Origin of the sequence: Pseudoalteromonas luteoviolacea CPMOR-1 (assembly GCF_001625685.1) — a bacterium.
Classification (GTDB): Bacteria; Pseudomonadota; Gammaproteobacteria; order Enterobacterales; family Alteromonadaceae; genus Pseudoalteromonas; species Pseudoalteromonas luteoviolacea_K.
The window spans coordinates 74,665-88,491 of record NZ_AUYC01000001.1 but is presented as its reverse complement, the minus strand read 5'-3'; the positions used below and the strand labels follow the sequence as shown (position 1 = coordinate 88,491).

The window sequence follows — 13,827 nt, the reverse complement described above, 5'->3', positions numbered from 1 at the left end:
CCTACTTTCTTAACAAGAGGCAGCAATAGCTGCTTCTTTTTTTGTCTGAAAGAATGATCATCAAAAGTTCATCAAATTTGTTTTTACACCTCTCCCTCATGTTATCGCAATTCATCGGTGTCAGCGAAGCCTACCATCGGTTAACCAATATTTGTTCAGATTAGAGAAACATTCACGCCTAGATCTTATCGAGATGTGATCTACACTAAGCTTAAATCTGTACAATTATTAGCCACACATTGTGTAGGGTTTTACACAGTTTGGTTCGATAATCTGACAACAGAATAAGGTAGCAAACAGCATCAAACTGATGCCAAAAATACAAGGATCGGAGGGCCACATCATGTCTCGAATACATCAATTCCTAAAATCGCTCGACCTCGCTAAAAAGCTCATGGCCGCCTTTTTACTTGTCGCCCTCATCCCCGCCACTGTCATTATCACTTTTTCACTTATTCAAGCTTCCAATACCATCAGTGAACAGGTTTATGCACAGCTCGGTGCCGTGGGCAGTGTTAAAAAGCGTGCCATTGAACGTCACTTTAAAACCGTCGAAGATAAACTACATGCTTTAGCAATCAACCCCTATTTAATAACAGCAACACAAGACTTACTCGATGGCTTTGACGAAACGCAAGCGGCCCAAACCATTCCAAGTAACCTAAAACAGTTTTACCAAGACGCTTTTTTACCTCGCTTTGAACAGCAAACAAATAGCAAGGTCGCGCTCAATTCCTTAGTCGACTCGCTCTCTGGTCAGGGCATGACTTTGCAGGCACGCTATTTAGCAGATAATCCACATCCCATCGGTGAGAAAGATGCATTGAATGCCACAGGGCACCTCGATGCCTATGACCTTGCACACCAACGCCACCATGGATTTTTCCGCGAGCTCACCGACGTTTACCAACTTTATGATATTTTTATCGTCGATAATTACAGCGGTAATATTGTGTACTCAGTATTTAAAGAAGTCGACTTCGCCACTTCTTTAAATACCGGTCCGTATGCCAATAGCAGTATCGCCGACGTATTTAATCGTGCCTTAATCGAACAAGATCAAATGCTGTTCGCAGACTATGAGCCATACTTACCCTCATATAATGCGCCTGCAAGCTTTGTAGCTATGCCATTGGATTTTGATGGTATTTCTCAAGCAACCTTAATTTTTCAACTCTCTATTGACGCACTGAACGACATCATGAGTGAACGCCATGGGCTGGGGCAAAGTGGTGAAACCTACCTCGTTGGCCCAGATGGATTAATGCGATCAGATTCATACCTCGACCCTATTAATCATTCTGTGCAGGCCTCTTTTGAAAATCCTGCTAAGGGCACCATTGCCACTGAATCATATAAGCTGGCTATGCAAGGCCTGCAAGGGCAAAAAGTCGTCACCGACTACAATGGTAATCCCGTGTTATCTGCCTATAGCGATTTACAGGTGTTTGATGTCAGATGGGCACTGCTAGCTGAAATCGATGAAGCAGAAGCATTTGCGCCCGTTGCTTCTCTGCGCCAAACCATGACAATTGTCATGCTCATCAGCATCGTTGTGATTTTATTTACCGCGCTATGGTTTGCCAGAAGTTTATCTCGGCCCGTACATAAACTCGTCAACACCATGCGAGCAGTCCAAACTCGCGGGGACTTTTCGCTACGTGCCGAAGTCAGTTCTCGTGATGAAATAGGGCAAAGTGCGCAGGCCTTCAATTCCTTGCTCGATGCACTGCAACTGTCTATTTCTGAAGCCAATCGAGTACTGAATCAAATGGCCAAAGGTAAGTTTAGCGATCGAATAAGTGCGCCGTGTAATGGCGAGCTCAAAGAGCTCAAAAACGCCACAAATGAATGCTCTACTAGTTTGCAAACGGCTTTAACAGAAATCAATCTCGTGATGCAAGCCATGGCCAGAGGGCAATTTACTCAACAGATCACAGCCCCGCTGAGTGGAGATTTAGACGTTTTAAAAAACAATATCAATCACTCCGTTACTTCCATTGATGAGACCATGAACGACATTATTAATGTGATGAGTTGTGTAGAACAAGGGGAGTTTAAACAACAGGTCACAGTCGAAGCCAATGGCAATCTGGCGCGCTTGAAAGACAGTGTGAACAATTCCATACTCGCGTTAAGTGGTGCCATTGATGAATTGAGCTCTACGATGAGTGCCATCAGCAGTGGCGATTTTTCTAAACGTATTACACATCCCTTATCAGGCCAATTAGCGCAACTGAAAAGAGACACCAATTTGAGTATGGATAATCTCGAAGCCATCTTGCAAGACATTGGCAATACCATGGCCGCGGTCAGTGAAGGCGACTTTAAACATCCGATTGTAACCCCAGCCCACGGTCAACTTGGACAGCTGAAAACCAATGTAAACCTATCTATCGCCAGCTTAGACCAAGCCATCAGTGAGATTTCATCGGTGATGATGGCTATAAGCCATGGACGCTTTGATCGCACCATTAATACACCGTTAAAAGGTCAATTAGCCACTTTACAACACGACATCAATCATACTGTCAATAACTTAAATCAGGTTATCGAAGAGCTTGCCAGCGTCATGGCGGCCATGAGCGAAGGTGAGTTTTCTCATAAGATCGAGTCCACATTACAAGGTCAGTTGCTGCAGCTGAAAGAGGACGTCAACGGCTCTATCGATACCATCTCAGGCGCGATCCATGCTGTTACGCATAGTCTCGGCGCCATTGCTAGGGGCGACCTATGCACCTTAGTGGAAGGTGAATACGACGGTGTCTTTGCCACCTTGCAACAAGACCTCAATACCACCACCAACAAACTCACACACGTCATTGAAAGCATTCAAAGTGCAGCCAGCTTGGTTGCACATAGTACCGAAGAAATCGCCGCTAGCAATGCTGAGATCAGCCGCCGCACCGAAGAGCAAGCAGCTAACCTAGAAGAAGCCAATGCAAGCACTGGCCATATTCTTGAGGAGCTGACACAAGTAGCGATGCAATCGGACACTGCGGTTGAAAAGTCACATAATGCACAAAACATTGCGAAAGAAGGCGGTACTTTATCACAAGACACAGTGTATGCCATCGGTGAGGTCAATGCTGCCAGTAAAGACATTAACGAAATTGTATCGGTAATTGATGAACTGGCATTTCAAACTAATCTACTGGCCTTAAATGCCGCGGTCGAAGCTGCCCGCGCTGGCGAAAACGGCCGAGGTTTCGCGGTGGTCGCCAATGAAGTACGAGAGCTGGCGGGGCGCAGTGCCGCTTCTGCCAAACAAATTAAAGACATCATCGCCAACAGCAACGATAAAGTACAACAAGGTACCACCCTCGCCAATAGCTCTGGAGAGAAACTCGGACACATTGTACAAGCGGTCGCTGACGTAAATGAAAATATCATCAGCATTAACCGCTCTACATTGACACAAAAGCAAGCCATTGAAGAAGTCGATATAGTGGTGCAGAGACTCACTGATTTAATTCAAGAAAACTCTGCTATCACCGAAGAGACCATGGCCGCGGCAAAACGTATGGCAACCCAGGCGATGGAAATGAAAAACTTACTGGGCTACTTTACATTACCCAATACTGACAACAGCCAGTCGACGGATATCGCCTCGCCGCAACAAGCACTCTTAGTGCATCAATACAACGTCTAACTCTGTACGGAGCAGCATTTGCTGCTCCCATTTATACACTCAGTTCAAAGCCATCTGCATCTAAATGAGCTGGAAATTGGCACTTAAACTCAGCTAGCTTTGCTTTTTCAAGTATGACGCTGATCATCCCAGTCTCGTCATCACCAACCTGGGTGATCGCTTGCCCTAAATAATCTAAAGCCACGGTGCCGCCATTGTGAGCAATCCCTTGACCGTCTTGACCAATACGATTGGTCGCCAGAACAAAACACTGATTTTCGATCGCACGAGCACGTAACAGCGTATCCCAGGCGTAGCGTCTTGCTGATGGCCAGTTTGCAACGTTCACCATCACGTCATAATCGTTTTTACTGCGTTGAAAAACGGGGAAACGCAAGTCATAACACACCTGGGGTAACAGCCTAAAACCATTGATTTCAAATATTTTTCTTTCCTTACCTTGGGCTACATAATCCCCTTCATTTCCCAGGCAAAACAAATGACGTTTATCATACGTCTGTTCAGTTCCATCAGGCCAGACCCAATAAAAGCGATTGGCTTTTTTACCTTGATGAGGCACCAATACAGAGCCCGCGACCACACACTGTAAACGTTTAGCCAGTTGCTGTATAAATGCCCTCGCCTTCGCTGCTTGCTCATCGGTTGCCTGTTGCAACGCAAATCCTGTGGCAAAGGTCTCAGGTAGCAATAGCAAATCACAAGGAGGCGCATCAGCAACCAGCGCTTCAATCGTTGCGAAATTCTGCTCTGGGGCTAACCACGCAATGTCATATTGCACTAGGTTAACTGTTAAAGTTGACATAATTTCTCCGCCGCTGCGATTAATGTCTCGGTTTCTTTAGCAAAACACAAACGAATAATTTTATCGCCATTCGGTTTATCATAGAACACGCTTAACGGGATCGCCGCCACGCCACTTTGCTCAACCAATTGCTGACAAAAAGTCACATCGTCTAGATCGGAAATATCACTGTAATCAAGTAACAAGAAGTAAGTCCCTTCACTTGGCAGGATCTTAAAGCGACTGGTCGCTAACGCCTCAACCAGTACATCACGCTTTTGTTGATAAAACGCACTCAATTCATCGACATGCTCAGGGACATCACGCAACATGTCTGCCAATGCGAATTGCGCCGGCGTAAAACTCGAAAAATTCACAAACTGGTGGATTTTTCTAAACTCAACAGACAAATGCGCTGGTGCGACACAATAACCCATTTTCCAACCAGTACAGTGGAAGGTTTTTCCAAAACTTGATATCACAAACGCCCGTGCTGCAAGCTCAGAGTCTCGTAGAGCACTCAAGTGTGGCGCGTCATCAAAGGTAATGTGCTCATACACTTCGTCACTGATAAGGTATATATCATGCTCAATAAGCAGTGCTTTTAATGCATCTAGATCAGCTTGTTTGAGTGTTTTCGCACTGGGGTTATGAGGTGTATTAATGATGATCGCCCGTGTTTTATCCGTCACTGCTGCACGCACTTGTGCCCAATCAATGGCATACTCCGGTGCACTTAATGGCATATGCACAGTGCGCCCTCCCGCTAATTCGACCGCTGGGCGATAGGAGTCATAAGCGGGGTCAAACACAATCACTTCATCACCTTGGCGCACCAGTGACTGAATCGCCACGAACAACGCTTCTGTCGCCCCCGCAGTGACCGTCACTTGAGCCGTGGCGTCAATTTCTTGTTGATAGCGACGCGCAACAAGTGCGGCAATCTCTTGCTGTAAGACAGGTACACCAGGAGATGGCGCATATTGGTTATATCCCGCTAGAGCATGCTCAGCCAACGCATTTTTGAGCTTACTAGGGGTATCAAACTCAGGAAAACCTTGAGAGAGATTCAGTGCACCATGCGCGTTAGCAAGGCCTGTCATGGTCGTGAAGATACTGGTACCGACGTCTGGTAATTTACTTTCCATTTTGTAACTCTTTTCGTTATGGCGTAGGCGATAAAGCGATGCTATCATTGCCAAAGATAGAAGTATAGCCGTCCAAACCTCATAGGATGATCGAATATGCAAACAAAGGCAGCAAAACAAGCACTCATCGACGCAGGCCGCTGGGTTAGCCACCAAGGCTGGGTGCCCGCAACAGGCGGCAACTTTTCTATGAAGACCGATGATGGCTTTGTCGTCACCGCCAGCGGCTTTGATAAAGGCCACTTAACCCCTGAGCAATTTTTAGAATTGGACCAAGATGGCCACATTGTGTCTGGAGATGGTCGGCCCTCAGCAGAAACTGCCCTGCACCTAAAATTATATGAGTTACAGCCTCAAGCTGGATGTATATTACATACTCATTCTGTCGCCGCCACGGTGCTATCACGCTTCATACGTAGTAACAGTTTTACCGTGACTGGCTATGAAATGCAAAAATCACTTGCGGGCATTCAAAGCCATTTAGAGCCCTTATCCATTGCCATATTCGATAACGATCAGGATATTCCTGCTCTGGCTGCACGTGTTGCCAAGCATCATGAAACACACCCTATAACACACGGTGTTTTGATCCGAGGCCATGGCCTTTATGCCCTGGGTAACAGTATCTTTGAAACTCGCCGTCATATTGAAGGGCTAGAGTTTTTGTTCGCCTGCGAATTAGAACGCATCAAGCTTGAAGGAGCAGTAAAATGATAAAAGCCATTCTCACTGATATTGAAGGCACAATTACCCGAATTTCATTCGTTAAAGAAATCCTTTTCCCCTATGCCGCTAATCACTTAGCTAGTTTTATCAAAAATTCACAGGATGAGCCGCAAGTGCGTGCTCAACTTGATGCTGTCAGGGCAGAAATCGCGCAGCCAGATGCCAGTTTAGACACAGTGATAGACACCTTACTTGGCTGGATTGAAGCAGATAAAAAAATTACTCCACTTAAACAGCTACAGGGGTTAATCTGGCAAGATGGCTATCAACAAAAAGACTTCACAGGTCATATCTACCCCGATGCCCATGCCTATTTAACTGCGCAACACCAAGCTGGTACTGCGCTGTATGTGTATTCTTCTGGCTCAGTCAAGGCACAGCAGCTGCTTTTTGCACATTCCGATTTTGGTGATATACGCGGATTATTTAGCGATTATTTTGATACGCGAGTTGGGGCAAAACAGCAACCTGAGTCTTATCACAACATCGTACAAAACCTGCCTTTTGAGGCACATGAAGTTCTATTTTTAAGTGATGTCGTCGCTGAACTCGATGCCGCCAAAGCCGCCGGTTTACAAACTTTGCAGTTGTGGCGCGATGATCAACCCAAAAGCCCCAATCATGCTTTTATCACCAGTTTTGAGCACCTTTAAAACGAGACACCGTCATGAGTTACTTACATATCTACCAAGAAAATCAGCCCAATGAAGCTATTTTTCAAAGCGATGAGGCAAGTAAAATTGCCGAGCGACTTGCTGAGGTTGGCGTACGCTTTGAGCAATGGCAAGCAACACAAATATTGGCAAAAGAGGCAACAGAAGCAGATATCATTGCCGCTTACCGTCAAGATATCGAACGCTTGAAAGCGCAAGGTGGCTACCAAACCGTTGATGTTGTTGCACTGCAAAAAGGTAACCCTAATGCGCCGGCCATGCGAGAAAAGTTTCTTTTTGAACATACCCACAGTGAGGATGAAGTACGTTTTTTTGTAGCCGGATATGGCCTTTTCTGCCTGCATATCGCAGATAAGATTTATCAAGTATTCTGTCAGCAAGGCGATTTAATATCTGTACCAGATCACACGCCACATTGGTTTGATATGGGGAGTGATCCTGAGTTTACAGCTATTCGCTTATTCAATAACACCGAAGGCTGGGTCGCCAAAGAAACAGGGTCAAGTATTGCTAAACAATTCCCGATTTTAGACTAACAACAAGCGGAAAGCGGCGGCACCAACTTCACTTGGATGCCGCGCACTATCAATTAAATCGCCACTCAATCATGCTCAAGGTTCAAGTGCTTTTCTAAGAAAGTGATCAGCTGATTAAAGTAATCTAAGCGATGTTTTTCTTTGTAAAATCCATGACCTTCGGTTTCAAATACATAATAGCTCACTGGTTTATTTGCTTTTTTGAGTGCATTAACCATCGCCTCAGCCTGTGCGACTGGCGCACGGGCATCATCGCCACCATGAATAATTAACACCGGTGCAGTGACTTTTTCAGCATTGAGCGCCGGAGAATATTCGCGCAGCTGCTTCTCATTATCGCCCAGCACCATTTTCAAATAACTTTGACCTGTATCCGAACTTGCCACATCGCCTTTTTTAAATAGCAGTGTTAAATCGTAAACGCCAACCACACCAATTGCACATTTAAACTTATTCGGTGCAACCACGGTGCTTTGCAGCGCCGAGTAACCACCAAAACTTTCGCCAAAAATACACATGTTGTCAGGATCGACATAACCAGCTTCTACCACATGATCGACGCCATCTAAAATATCATATTGAATATTACGCCCCCATTCCAAGTAACCCAGCTCTTCAAACTTGCGACCATAGCCACCAGAAGCTCTGAAGTTCACACGTAATACCGCCATACCACGACTTGCAAAAAGTTGACTTTGCGTTTCATACTGCCAGTAATCACGCACACCATATGGTCCACCATGTGGCATAACAACAAGCGGAAGGTTTTTTGCTTCTCTATTTGTCGGCAAAGTCAAATAGCCATGTATTTTATTGCCATCGCGACTTTGAAATGAAATAGGCTTAGTCTCAGCCATCAACTCTGGATCTATCCAAGCACGAGCAGAGAATAAATAAGACATTTTTTTATTTTTTTGATCAAATAAATAGTAGTCCCCAGGATTGCGATCATTGTTTGCAAATACAACATGCTTTGTACCCTCTAATGTTGAGCTTACGATCTGTAGTTGATGGCCAGGAATACTTTTGAGTAGCGATTTAATACTCGTGCTCAGTGGCACTTTTTCATCCGTAAACGCATAGGTTGGATAGCCAGGGTCAAGCTCAATAGCAAATAATTCCTTGTTGACAGGGTCAACCCAAATTCTTGTTGGTGAGACATCTTTATCTTGATAGACCAAGGTCAGTTCGTTTTGCTTAAGCGAAAGCTTATACAACGCATCAGGTTCACCTTGTTTTGAACCAGTCAGATACACAGACTCGCCTTGATGACCGATTGCATGCAACTTAATATTTTTTAAAGCGCCCGGTATTTCAAGCGGCTGCCAACCACTGCCTTTTTTGTTTTTTTGATAAATCTCCCCCGCCATTTTGCTGTCCCAAGCCGCAGCAAAGCGAATATTACCAAGACGGTCTGTTAAAAACTGCGCATGTCTGCCAGGTGCGCGCGTCACGCGTTTTCGTTTACCTGATATCACATTAACACGATACACTCTTGCATGAGGCTCTTTGGACGCAGTCCATGGCACAGTATAAATCAACATGTGACGTTCATCATGAACAAGCGGATCTAAAACATACGATGTACCATATAACGCCGTAGCCTTTGAAATACGAGAGCCTGTCTGCCCGCCGCCCTGATAGCCAACCAGATATTTACCTGAAGAGCCATCGGCGTTGACACTATAAAGTTCACCATAGTAATGCGGTTGATCGGTCCACCCTTTGAGATATTCCTTTTCAACCACAATGCGCTCAGCATTCACCCAATGGTAATCTCCCACTTGCGCATTACTTTCAAAACGAATAGCGGACAGCATGCTAAAATTCTCTGCCAAGAGCACACCCAATATATTCTTGCCATCAACTTTGGAAATAAAGCTGATATATTTTCCACTTGGGGAGAGCTGAACGTTGGCGTATTCTTCTCCTTTGCTAAAATGTGAAATCGGAATAGGTTTGGAAGCTGGCTTCGTTTGGTGGGATTCTGCCAGTAAGCCAAAGCTTAAACTCAATAAGAATACTGCGCAGAGTATTTTCGAAAACATTTAAAACTCCATAAATATAAACGCCTAAATATGATATCAATTTAAGCGTTTAATATGGAGTAGGTTGAATTAATTAGAGAATATGGAAGTGTGGGGTATGATATACGCCGCTGTCAAAAACCCATCCAGTCACTAACTTGGCTGGAGTCACATCAAAAGCAGGGTTGTACACCTTTGCCTGCGAAGGGGCCCATTGGCATTCACCAAAGCTGCCACTCACGCCGGTCACCTCAAGCGCACTGCGCTGCTCAATTTCAATATCTTGCCCGCTGGCACACTTAGGATCAAAAGTCGTTTTTGGTGCCACCACATAAAATGGTACCTGATGAAAGTGCGCTAAAACAGCTAAATTATAAGTACCCACTTTATTCGCAAAATCGCCGTTCGCCGCGACCCTATCAGCACCAACAAATATCTTGTCGACTTTACCTGCAGCCATTAAAGATGCGGCCATGCTGTCACACAGCAAAGTATACGGGATCTGCCAGCGCGCCAGCTCATACGCGGTTAAACGCCCACCTTGCAATAAAGGGCGTGTTTCATCAACCCAAACATGAATATCACCATGGCGCTGCATCGCTTGGTAAATCACCCCCAATGCCGTACCAATGCCTGCTGTGGCCAGCGCGCCAGTATTACAATGGGTCAGAATATTATCACCAGCCTCCACCAGTTCAACACCATGCTGGGCAATCCGCGCGCACAAAGCGATATCTTCTTCAAAGAGATTCTCAGCAACACGCACAACATGCGCCACATATTGCACATCATTGACAACCGCTCTCAATCGGTCCATACAATGCTTAAGATTTACCGCTGTGGGTCGCGTTGCTTCTAAATCATCAATGGCCTTACATAGCACTTGCTGTGAAGCACCTTGCTCAGCAAGGTATGCCACCAACAAAGTCGCCGCTAGGCCAATTAAAGGCGCCCCCCGCACTTGAAGGTTATTTATTAGGCTCTGCATATCACTGACCGTTTGGCATACATGCCAAACCTCTTGATGAGGCAGCAGATACTGATCGAGCACCTGTACCTTACCATCCTGATATTTCAAACTTTGCGCGATTAAATCTTTCATTTTGATTAGGGAGTGTACAGTTGTAATTACTGCTCATTCTACATAAAGATCTAAAGATGTATAGACATCTAAACATTTAAAAATATAGAATGCTAAAAGTTACTTTAATTTTTGGTGAATAACCGTGAGCAAATACGTTGCCTTTAATAACGACACAGCCTTAAGTTACGTCCAAGAACTGGGGCAATTCTTTCCAGCAGATGCCATATTATCTTGCTATGAGTTTGGGGATGGAAACCTCAATTTGGTCTTTCGTATCCAAGATACGAATGCGCAGCGTAGCATCATTTTGAAACAAGCTCTGCCTTATGCTCGCTGCGTAGGGGAAAGTTGGCCGCTGACGTTAGACAGAGCCAGAATTGAAGCAAGCGTATTACAAAAACATGGCGCAGTATGTCCAGAGCTGACTGCAAAAGTACTGCATCACAATAGTGAACTAGCAGTAACAATTTTAGAAGATCTGGGTCATATGGCCATTTTGCGGGGTGAGCTGAACCAAGGCAATACGTTCAAACACCTTGGCACACATGTGGGCACTTACCTCGCCACCACCAGCTTTTTTTACTCGGATTTTTACTTACCTGCAGCAGATAAAAAATCGTTGGTTCAGGAGTTTACAAATCCTGAGCTATGCTCCATCACAGAAGATTTATTTTTTGATGATCCCTATCGAGAGCATGAACGAAACAATTACCCAGTAGCGCTAGAAGAGCAAGTGTCTCTGCTGCGCGAAAACAAAACCTTATTAATCAATGTTGCTAAACTAAAAAGTAAATTCTATTCGTCGCCGCAGACCCTATTACATGGTGACGTCCACACAGGTAGCCTGTTTGTTTCCGCACAAGAAACCAAGTTTATCGACCCAGAGTTCGGCTTTTTCGGCCCCATAGGCTTTGATTTAGGCTCATTTATCGGCAACCTATTACTTAATTACTGCGCTCAAAATGGGCGTATCGTCGAAACGCCTAAACGAAGAGATGTGCACTCTTACTTGTTAAACACCATCTCTACATGCTTGCAGACATTCGAACAACATTGGTTAACCTTAGCCAAAACAGATACCCGCGATTTAGCATTACAGGCACCTGGTTATGTAGAGCAATTTTTACAGGAAGTCTTGCAAGATGCGATGGGGTATTGTGGCACTGAATTGATCCGTCGCACCATCGGGCTAGCGCACGTTGCCGATATTGACGGCATTGAAGATGAAACTAAACGCTTAGCAGTGCAAAAACAAACGCTCTTGCTTGGCGAACAGTTGATTTTAAATGCAAAAAGTTGCCGTTCAACCGATGACTTTTATCAACTCATTATCAGCTTTGCACACTAATATGATAAGGCCGTGCTTGGCGGCCTTATCACTCCATCTTACTGCTGCGCTAATGTTTGTGTTATGTAATTCTTAATTTGCGCCTCGAGTACAAACAAAGGAACAGAGCCATTTTTCAGCACTTCACGGTGAAAGTCTCGAATCTCAAATTTTTCGCCCAATGCTTCCTCAGCCTCTGTACGCAAGCGCCTAATCGTCAACTCACCAATTTTGTATGACAACGCTTGGCCAGGCCAAGAAATGTACCGATCCGTTTCTGTTCTCACATTGTGTAATGATAACGCCGTATTATCTTGCATAAACTGCATCGCCTGTTCACGGCTCCAGCCAAACATATGCATGCCCGTATCCACTACTAAACGCGCAGCACGCCACATTTCATAGGTAAGTCGACCAAAATCACTGTATGGGTCTTGATAAAAACCCGCCTCTAAACCAAGATATTCAGCGTATAGCCCCCAACCCTCACCAAATGCAGAGATATATTCGTTTCGATACTCAGGTAGATGTATCAACTCATCATTCATTGAGATCTGTAGGTGATGACCCGGTACCCCTTCGTGTAAGGTCAATGCCTCTAAAACATAGAGCGGTCTCTTATCAAGCGCATACGTATTGACCCAATAATAGCCTGGATCTGTTTCTTTCGATGGCGATAAGTATCTCCCCGTAGTGTACTTAGGTGCGATACTGTCAGGCACAGGCGCTACACCATAAGGTACTCTAGGGAGCGTCGCAACATGGAAAAATTGAGGTAATTTTGCATCCATCTGTTTAGCAATAAATGATGCTTCTTTGAGCAACTCTTCAGGTGTCTTTGCATAAAACTGCGGATCGGTACGCAAAAACTCGACGAACTCAGCAAACGACCCTTCAAAGCCCACTTTTTCAATGATGGTTTCCATCTCACTGCGAATACGCGCCACTTCCTGCAAACCTAACTCATGGATTTGCCTAGGCGTCATATCGGTTGTCGTGAAATGCTTAGCACGGTTGATGTAAAATGCTTCACCATTGGGTGCACTCGACCAAGCAATATCTTGCTTTGCGTTCGGTCGGTATTCGTTGACGAAAAAATCTAAGTAACTTTGATATGCAGGATTAGCATATTGGACTATCGCTTGTTTGGCTTGCTGCTGAAGCTGCATAAACGCCTCATCTGATATACCCGCCTGATTTGTTTTGAACGGGGCATAAAACGGCGAGCGCTCAACATCATCTGTTGCAATATAAGCTTCAATGGATGACTCAAAGCCTTGAAGCACCACTTGAGGCTGAGTTAAACCGATAGCCATACCCTTTCTCATCCAGTCCATCTGCTGCGAAAAATATCGTGGCAGCTGCTTAATCCGAGCGATCAATAATTGATAACCAAGCTCGGTAGAAAAGTCATGCTCTCTGATCTTAAATGACATGCGTGTATGAAAGCCAGACTCAGATAACAAGGGTACATAATGATGTTTAAAGTGATATTTATCGACTTTATCTTGCACCTGTGCGCGCAAAATTGCGAAGTTAATTTGATTCTCAGCAGTTAACTGTGTTGTGTCTATCGCATCAAGCTTATTCAGTAGCGCTAAACGACGCTCATTTTCGCTTGCCAAGCGTTCTGGTGACATATCTGGCAGTAAATAGGGTGCATCTATTGACTTAATATGACTGGTGCTAATGTCAGCACGAAAGGCCATCACTTGCTCAGACAACGCCACAAAGGCCTGATCTGGATTGGTCTTGGTCATCTGACAAGCAGACAAACTGAGTGCTAATGCAATTGCACTTAGCGGTTTAAAAACGGCGTTCAACACTGAGGTTCCTTAACTTTCGCTGGGGTATGCACCATAACGAAGGCAC

10 protein-coding genes are annotated in these 13,827 nt (G+C 44.9%); 5 read left to right on the top strand and 5 right to left on the bottom strand.

Features of this window, described 5'->3' with window-relative positions; all coding sequences use genetic code 11:
* The first annotated feature begins 343 nt into the window (after positions 1–343).
* Positions 344–3,652, top strand: a complete 3,309-nt coding sequence (locus tag N473_RS00365) for a methyl-accepting chemotaxis protein (protein WP_063366247.1) — start codon at positions 344–346, stop codon at positions 3,650–3,652.
* A gap of 31 nt (positions 3,653–3,683) precedes the next feature.
* Here N473_RS00365 and N473_RS00360 read toward each other — a convergent pair whose 3' ends face one another.
* Together N473_RS00360 and N473_RS00355 are read right to left on the bottom strand one after the other, a co-directional pair.
* Entirely contained in the window at positions 3,684–4,454 is a 771-nt protein-coding gene (locus N473_RS00360) for a nitrilase-related carbon-nitrogen hydrolase (protein WP_063366246.1), read from the bottom strand.
* Complete coding sequence (locus tag N473_RS00355) at positions 4,442–5,581, bottom strand: methionine aminotransferase (RefSeq protein WP_063366245.1); 1,140 nt, start codon at positions 5,579–5,581, stop codon at positions 4,442–4,444. Before N473_RS00355 ends, N473_RS00360 begins: the two co-directional genes overlap by 13 nt.
* A gap of 96 nt (positions 5,582–5,677) precedes the next feature.
* Between N473_RS00355 and N473_RS00350 the strand changes: the two genes are divergently transcribed.
* From N473_RS00350 to N473_RS00340, 3 genes are read left to right on the top strand one after another with little or no spacing between them, the layout of a single operon-like run.
* Entirely contained in the window at positions 5,678–6,295 is a 618-nt protein-coding gene (locus N473_RS00350; protein ID WP_063366244.1) for a methylthioribulose 1-phosphate dehydratase, read from the top strand.
* Positions 6,292–6,960 (top strand): acireductone synthase, encoded by a 669-nt coding sequence (mtnC, locus tag N473_RS00345; RefSeq protein WP_063366243.1) that lies wholly within the window; start codon positions 6,292–6,294, stop codon positions 6,958–6,960. The genes N473_RS00350 and mtnC overlap by 4 nt, the downstream gene beginning before the upstream one ends.
* Before the next feature lie 14 nt (positions 6,961–6,974).
* Entirely contained in the window at positions 6,975–7,517 is a 543-nt protein-coding gene (locus N473_RS00340) for a 1,2-dihydroxy-3-keto-5-methylthiopentene dioxygenase (RefSeq protein ID WP_063366242.1), read from the top strand.
* A 65-nt stretch (positions 7,518–7,582) separates the two neighbouring features.
* Here the strand turns inward: N473_RS00340 and N473_RS00335 are convergent, their stop codons facing one another.
* Entirely contained in the window at positions 7,583–9,565 is a 1,983-nt protein-coding gene (locus N473_RS00335) for an alpha/beta hydrolase family protein (RefSeq protein WP_063366241.1), read from the bottom strand.
* Between the two features lie 73 nt (positions 9,566–9,638).
* Complete coding sequence (gene mtnA / locus N473_RS00330; protein WP_063366240.1) at positions 9,639–10,646, bottom strand: S-methyl-5-thioribose-1-phosphate isomerase; 1,008 nt, start codon at positions 10,644–10,646, stop codon at positions 9,639–9,641.
* A 124-nt stretch (positions 10,647–10,770) separates the two neighbouring features.
* On the opposite strand from mtnA, the gene mtnK reads away from it, so the two are divergent.
* A complete protein-coding gene (mtnK, locus tag N473_RS00325; RefSeq protein ID WP_063366239.1) occupies positions 10,771–11,976 on the top strand; it encodes an S-methyl-5-thioribose kinase in 1,206 nt (401 codons plus the stop codon).
* Positions 11,977–12,014: 38 nt separating this feature from the next.
* On the opposite strand, the gene N473_RS00320 is transcribed toward mtnK, so the two are convergent.
* Positions 12,015–13,781, bottom strand: coding sequence for a DUF885 domain-containing protein (locus N473_RS00320; RefSeq protein ID WP_063366238.1), 1,767 nt, complete (start codon positions 13,779–13,781; stop codon positions 12,015–12,017).
* Between the last annotated feature and the right edge of the window lie 46 nt (positions 13,782–13,827).

Coding starts and splice junctions, on each gene's coding strand:
- N473_RS00355 (WP_063366245.1), bottom strand. CDS start 5,581: ATGGAAAGTAAATTACCAGACGTCGGTACCAGTATCTTCACGACCATG.
- N473_RS00335 (WP_063366241.1), bottom strand. CDS start 9,565: ATGTTTTCGAAAATACTCTGCGCAGTATTCTTATTGAGTTTAAGCTTT.
- mtnC (WP_063366243.1), top strand. CDS start 6,292: ATGATAAAAGCCATTCTCACTGATATTGAAGGCACAATTACCCGAATT.
- N473_RS00360 (WP_063366246.1), bottom strand. CDS start 4,454: ATGTCAACTTTAACAGTTAACCTAGTGCAATATGACATTGCGTGGTTA.
- mtnA (WP_063366240.1), bottom strand. CDS start 10,646: ATGAAAGATTTAATCGCGCAAAGTTTGAAATATCAGGATGGTAAGGTA.
- N473_RS00350 (WP_063366244.1), top strand. CDS start 5,678: ATGCAAACAAAGGCAGCAAAACAAGCACTCATCGACGCAGGCCGCTGG.
- N473_RS00340 (WP_063366242.1), top strand. CDS start 6,975: ATGAGTTACTTACATATCTACCAAGAAAATCAGCCCAATGAAGCTATT.
- N473_RS00365 (WP_063366247.1), top strand. CDS start 344: ATGTCTCGAATACATCAATTCCTAAAATCGCTCGACCTCGCTAAAAAG.